We start from the raw sequence: 5,569 nt of genomic DNA, 5'->3' as shown, positions 1-5,569 counted from the left end.
ATACATCCCTGTATTTCACCGCTGCGCAGCCCGCTAAGCTGTTCAAATGAGTTCCAGACTCATTTGTCAATCGCTTATGTAGGAGGGCTACACGGCGTGATTTCCGCCTTGTCAGACACAAAAAAAGCCTCCAGCAGTGGTGGAGATGAAAGATCAACAAGCCCTAGCGACCGCTTTTAATAAAAGTTTGTTCACATGGTATGTGTCCGTGAAGTTTAGGTAAATCCGCGTGCCGATAAAAAAATAAATCGCCCTACAACCGTAAATTCTGCTACATTCTATCGCCCTTTCAAGGGCTTAGCTTTGTTCTTCATCAACAACAAAGCCACTTTTTCATCTGGAGAATGACTTTATTGAACACTCAATCGGTTGTTGATTATGCCGTATTCGATCTGATTGCCGATGCCTTAACCACCCATGGTTACTGCATCCTGCCACAGTTGTTGCCTCCAGCATTGACTCACAATTTATACCGGCGCGTATCCCGTCTTGACGAACATAATGACTTGTTGCTTGCTGGTATAGGTCGTGAACAAAAACATCAATTGAATGAAAATATTCGTAGTGATGAAACCCGTTGGCTGGATCCGGCTAACAGCATTGACCAGGCTTATCTTTCCCATATGGCTGACTTCCGACTGGCGATGAATCAACGTTTGTTTCTCGGCCTGTTTGATTACGAAGCGCATTATGCACATTATCCTACTGGGGCATTCTACAAACGGCATGTGGATGCATTTAAAGGTCAGTCAAATCGTATATTAACGACAGTGATGTACTTAAACCCGTTCTGGCAGGCTCAGGACGGCGGTCAATTGCAGATCTATGACATTAATAATGATAGTCTGATTACCTCAGTTGAACCCGAAATGGGCACCTTTGTGGTTTTTCTAAGTGAGCAGTTTCCGCATGAAGTTTTGTCCGCCAGGCGGGATCGTTACAGTATTGCAGGGTGGTTCCGGGTTCAGGATCCATTGCAGGCACCATTAATATGAAAACAGACTTTGACATTCTGGAATTGGGGCAATCCGATTTACGTCGTATCGCCGAACCTGTCACCGATATACAATCTACGGTATTTCAGCAAAAGATTGATGCATTAATTGAATTTGTGAAACAGCGTGGTGGTATGGGAATTGCCGCGACTCAAGTCGGTATTAACCAACGATTTTTTATTATGTCGAGCCATCCCAATGATCGTTATCCCTATGCACCGGATATGCCTGCAACCAGTGTTATTAATCCTGAAATTGTCTGGCATTCCGACGCTATGGAAAAAGACTGGGAAGGTTGTTTGAGTGTCCCCGGATTACGTGCCCTTGTTCCGCGTTATCAGCAGATAAAAGTTCGCTATCTGTTGCGTAATGGTGAGTTGGTTGAAACGGAATATCATGATTTTATGGCCAGACTGTTTCAGCATGAACTGGATCATCTTGATGGCAAAGTGTTTGTTGATCGAGTGGAAAGCAGCTTGGATATGATGACCGAATCCAGCTGGCGCTCCATGCTGACACAACAATCCGGAGACAATGACAAGTAATGGCACAGCAATTTACAGCTTTATCGGACCGCTTGATTGAATTCATTCATAAACAACATCTGTTTTTTGTGGCAACAGCAACAGCTGACAGTCGGGTTAATGTCTCCCCCAAAGGCATGGATTCGTTGAGAGTATTAAACAGCAACCGCGTGGCCTGGCTCAACGTGACTGGCAGTGGCAATGAAACTGCTGCACATATTGAAGAAATTCCGCGTATGACCATTATGTTTTGTGCATTTGAAGGAAAGCCTTTAATTCTGAGACTCTATGGACAGGCTCAGGCTATACATCATCATGACCCCGAATGGAAAAGCCATTATGCCTTGTTTGATCCGCTGCCCGGAGCCAGACAAATCTTTATTCTGGATATTGATCTGGTACAAACCTCTTGTGGCATGGCTGTACCCTATTTGGATTATGTCGGTGAACGCGAATTGCTGAATAACTGGGCTGAACGCAAAGGTGAAACCGGTATAAAAGACTATTGGCGGGAAAAAAATCAATTCACTGTGGATGGACTTGAAACCAATATTGTAAATAAGAATCTTTAGTCTGCTTGCCCCTAATGGCCGAACATTTCACCCACCGATTTTGCCAGAGATTCCGAACGTTTCGGATTACGCAGTGCCTGCATCACCGGTTCACGCATACCGGGAATGAATAACAGATCGGCCAATAACTGACTGAAGCCGGGTTGACCGGCATCATTGAGGGCGAGTTGCTCAAGATACAACGCACAGATTGCCGGTTTGGCCACTGCCAGCCAGATTCGCCCCGAAATTATTGCCAGGACTTCAATTTCCTTACTGCAGCGATGTTTCAGTACCTGGGTTACCATTCGCTCAACTAATCCACGCGCGGGGCTGTTTGATGCTGCCCGCAAGCAGGAAATAATCCTGGCCGTATCGGGTTGTTTTTCTTGTAATTGAATATCAACCTGCTGAGCCAGCACTTCTATTACCCCTGCAGCAGGACAGGCATGTTCCAGTAACACACAGAGATTATGAAATGGTTCTTCTGGCAGTTTTGGCAGCGTTTGAATTAAACCTAAAGTACCTTCATTAGTATCCAGTCTGATGGCAAAATCTGCCAATCCCTGCATGGCAAGTCCAGGCCATTTATCCAGTGGCAGATCACCAGTGAAATACCGATAGGCGGTATCATAATATTTCGATGGTGCTAACTTTAAAGTATAAGTAGCCTGGGCATTGAAAGCGGCCATTCGATCCTGGCGTGGTTTGAAGGTGTAGGGGCTATCGCGCAAAGCACCCTGAATTTTTTCACCATCTGCTGCAGCCAGCATGGCTTCACCCAGTCTTTCTAACAACATCAGCAGGAACGCATCACGGGCATCTGGAACCAACAGCCCCTGTTCATCCAATGGAAATTGCAGAAACCAGACATACTGCTTTTCCGCCATTTCAGGATGCCAGAAAATGATCCCCATTTGAGCTAAACGTTTGAAAGGATAAGGGTAGGGGCGCTGACAATTATCAAAACTGACAAACTGCTCAGGCGTTAATTTGCAGACCCTGCGCCCCATATCAAATACCCGGTATTGAGCACCACTCTGACGTAGAAACTTGCTCAGCGTATTGATCTGTCCAATATCCATATGCTGCTCCGTATCAGGTACGGTATTCGGCGTTGATTTTCACGTAATCGTAAGAAAAATCACAAGTCCAGACTGTTTTAGCGGCATCACCTCTACCGAGTTTAACCTGGATAGTTATTTCTGATTGAGACATTACCTGCTGACCTTTTTCTTCAGTATAGTCAGATGCGGGTTGTCCACCATCGACAATACAAACGGTATCCAGATATATTGCAATTTTTGATAAATCCAGATTAGGTAAACCACTACGGCCCACTGCCGCCAGAATACGTCCCCAGTTTGGATCTGAGGCAAATAATGCGGTTTTTACCAGTGGTGAATGGGCAATCGTATAGGCAACCTGCTGACATTCATCTACATCCGCACCCTGCTGCACATCAATACTGATAAATTTGGTTGCCCCTTCGCCATCCCGCACAATCGCTTGTGCCAGAAACCGACTTAATTCATTCAAAGCGGTTAAAAACTGTTGAGCATCAGCGGCGTTAATATCATCTATTAAAGGGTTAGCCGCCTGACCGGTGGCCATCAAAATACAGGCATCATTGGTCGACGTATCCCCATCCACCGTGATGCTGTTAAATGACTGTTCCATCGATATTTCAAGCATTGCTTGCAACACAGATGTGCTTATTGCCGCATCAGTGGCGATGTAGGACAGCATAGTGGCCATATCAGGCCGAATCATACCGGAACCTTTTGCAATGCCTGTCAGGGTGATTTGCTGTCCATTTAAAGACAGTTCTACACTACGGGCTTTAGGGATAGTATCGGTAGTCATAATGGCATGTGCAGCATTTAACCAGTTATCAGCCTGTAACTGGTTAAATGCTTCCGGTAATACACTGGTAATTTTATCCACCGGTAATGGTTGTCCAATTACGCCGGTAGAAAAAGGCAATACGGTCTTAGCGTCACACTGGCCAATCTTAGCCACCGCCTCACAACATGCTTTTGCAGCAACTAACCCTGCATCACCGGTTCCAGCATTGGCATTTCCCGAATTTATCAACAGAAAGCGGGTTGTTGATTGGGTTTGATGTTGCCGGGCAACCAATACTGGTGCAGCACAAAATGCATTGCGAGTGTACACCCCGGCTGTGTGACTACCTGGAGCCAGTTCAATTAATACCACATCTTGACGGCCAGGCTTTTTAATACCGGCACTGGCGGTGGCAAGGCGGATACCCTTAACCGGTTTTAATTCAGCAGCAATCGGAGCAGATAGATTGACTGCCATTATTTAATGGCGCCGTGGCAATTTTTAAACTTCTTGCCACTGCCACATGGGCACGGATCGTTACGGCCAACTTTCTTGCCATCACGTGTTAACGGTTGATTGGCTGTAGGGTGTTCGCTCTCTGCTTCAGCCGATGCACTTTCATGCTGATACTCTACATCCGCTGATTGACGACGTTGTTCGTCAACTGCAGCAATATCTTCAGGGGCACGCACTTTGACACGTGAAATCAAGCTGATAACTTCGTGTTTTAAGGTATCAAGCATTGCCGTGAATAACTGGAAAGCTTCCCGTTTGTATTCCTGTTTTGGATCTTTTTGTGCGTAACCACGCAGGTTAATACCCTGGCGAAGATAATCCATTTGTGCCAGATGTTCTTTCCATTGTGTATCCAGTGTTTGCAACATAATGGCTTTTTCAAAATGTCGCATCAGTTCAGCACCGACCGTAGCTTCCTTAGCCTGACAAGCTGCTTCAGCTTCATCAATAATACGTTCACGCAAGGTTTCTTCGTGCAGGTTATCATCGGCTTCAAGCCAGCCACTGATATCCAGATCCAGGGCAAAATCATCACGCAATGCCTGTTCCAGACCACTGATATTCCACTGTTCGTCGATACTGTTTGGTGGGATATAAAGACTGATAACGTCGTTAACAACACCTCTGCGCATGGAAACAATGGTTTCAGACACATCTTCCGCTGCCATTAATTCATTGCGCTGCTCGTAAATCACCTTACGCTGATCGTTGGCAACATCATCAAACTGCAGTAACTGCTTGCGAATATCAAAGTTATGTCCTTCGACTTTGCGTTGCGCATTCTCGATTGCTCTGCTGACCCATGGATGCTCGATGGCCTCACCTTCTTCCATACCCAGTTTCTGCATCAGCCCTGACATGCGTTCCGAAGCAAAAATTCGCATCAGATTATCTTCCAGAGACAGATAGAAACGGGTTGAACCGGGATCACCCTGACGACCCGAACGGCCGCGCAGCTGGTTATCAATGCGACGTGATTCATGACGCTCTGTACCGATAATATGCAAACCGCCAGCTTGTAACACTAAGTCATGACGTTGCTGCCAATCGGCTTTCACTCTGGCTTTTGCTGCGTCATCAGCATTTTCGTCTAATTTATCCAGCTCAGCATCCAAGCTGCCGCCCAAAACAATAT

General features: G+C 46.0%; 7 protein-coding genes. 4 read left to right on the top strand and 3 right to left on the bottom strand.

The features are described 5' to 3' along the window. The 4 genes from B3O33_RS06900 to B3O33_RS06885 all read left to right on the top strand — a co-directional run. The coding region (locus B3O33_RS06900; RefSeq protein ID WP_292363265.1) for a hypothetical protein at positions 1-180 on the top strand (180 nt) is incomplete at its 5' end. Between the two features lie 164 nt (positions 181-344). After that, on the top strand, positions 345-995 hold the full coding sequence (locus B3O33_RS06895; protein WP_292361899.1) for a 2OG-Fe(II) oxygenase: 651 nt from the start codon (positions 345-347) through the stop codon (positions 993-995). Continuing rightward, positions 992-1,540: a peptide deformylase gene (def, locus tag B3O33_RS06890; RefSeq protein ID WP_292361898.1), complete on the top strand. Its 549-nt coding sequence runs from the start codon at positions 992-994 to the stop codon at positions 1,538-1,540. Before B3O33_RS06895 ends, def begins: the two co-directional genes overlap by 4 nt. After that, on the top strand, positions 1,540-2,091 hold the full coding sequence (locus B3O33_RS06885; protein ID WP_292361897.1) for a pyridoxamine 5'-phosphate oxidase family protein: 552 nt from the start codon (positions 1,540-1,542) through the stop codon (positions 2,089-2,091). Before def ends, B3O33_RS06885 begins: the two co-directional genes overlap by 1 nt. Positions 2,092-2,102: 11 nt before the next feature. Here B3O33_RS06885 and B3O33_RS06880 read toward each other — a convergent pair whose 3' ends face one another. The 3 genes from B3O33_RS06880 to B3O33_RS06870 form a co-directional block, all read right to left on the bottom strand. Next, a complete protein-coding gene (locus B3O33_RS06880; RefSeq protein ID WP_292361896.1) occupies positions 2,103-3,155 on the bottom strand; it encodes a DUF3549 family protein in 1,053 nt (350 codons plus the stop codon). 13 nt (positions 3,156-3,168) lie between these two features. Next, positions 3,169-4,395 (bottom strand): bifunctional glutamate N-acetyltransferase/amino-acid acetyltransferase ArgJ, encoded by a 1,227-nt coding sequence (gene argJ, locus B3O33_RS06875; RefSeq protein WP_292361895.1) that lies wholly within the window; start codon positions 4,393-4,395, stop codon positions 3,169-3,171. After that, positions 4,395-5,569 (bottom strand): SEC-C metal-binding domain-containing protein (locus tag B3O33_RS06870; protein WP_292363264.1); only part of this gene is annotated, 1,175 nt, incomplete at its 5' end. The genes B3O33_RS06870 and argJ, both read right to left, overlap by 1 nt.

The sequence above is a fragment of the Methylophaga sp. UBA1464 genome, from assembly GCF_002325665.1.
Lineage (GTDB): Bacteria > Pseudomonadota > Gammaproteobacteria > Nitrosococcales > Methylophagaceae > Methylophaga.
Note: the sequence above shows the minus strand (reverse complement) of the source record. Positions and strands in the feature narration are given on the sequence as shown.

Coding starts and splice junctions, on each gene's coding strand:
- B3O33_RS06895 (WP_292361899.1), top strand. CDS start 345: ATGACTTTATTGAACACTCAATCGGTTGTTGATTATGCCGTATTCGAT.
- B3O33_RS06885 (WP_292361897.1), top strand. CDS start 1,540: ATGGCACAGCAATTTACAGCTTTATCGGACCGCTTGATTGAATTCATT.
- def (WP_292361898.1), top strand. CDS start 992: ATGAAAACAGACTTTGACATTCTGGAATTGGGGCAATCCGATTTACGT.
- B3O33_RS06880 (WP_292361896.1), bottom strand. CDS start 3,155: ATGGATATTGGACAGATCAATACGCTGAGCAAGTTTCTACGTCAGAGT.
- argJ (WP_292361895.1), bottom strand. CDS start 4,395: ATGGCAGTCAATCTATCTGCTCCGATTGCTGCTGAATTAAAACCGGTT.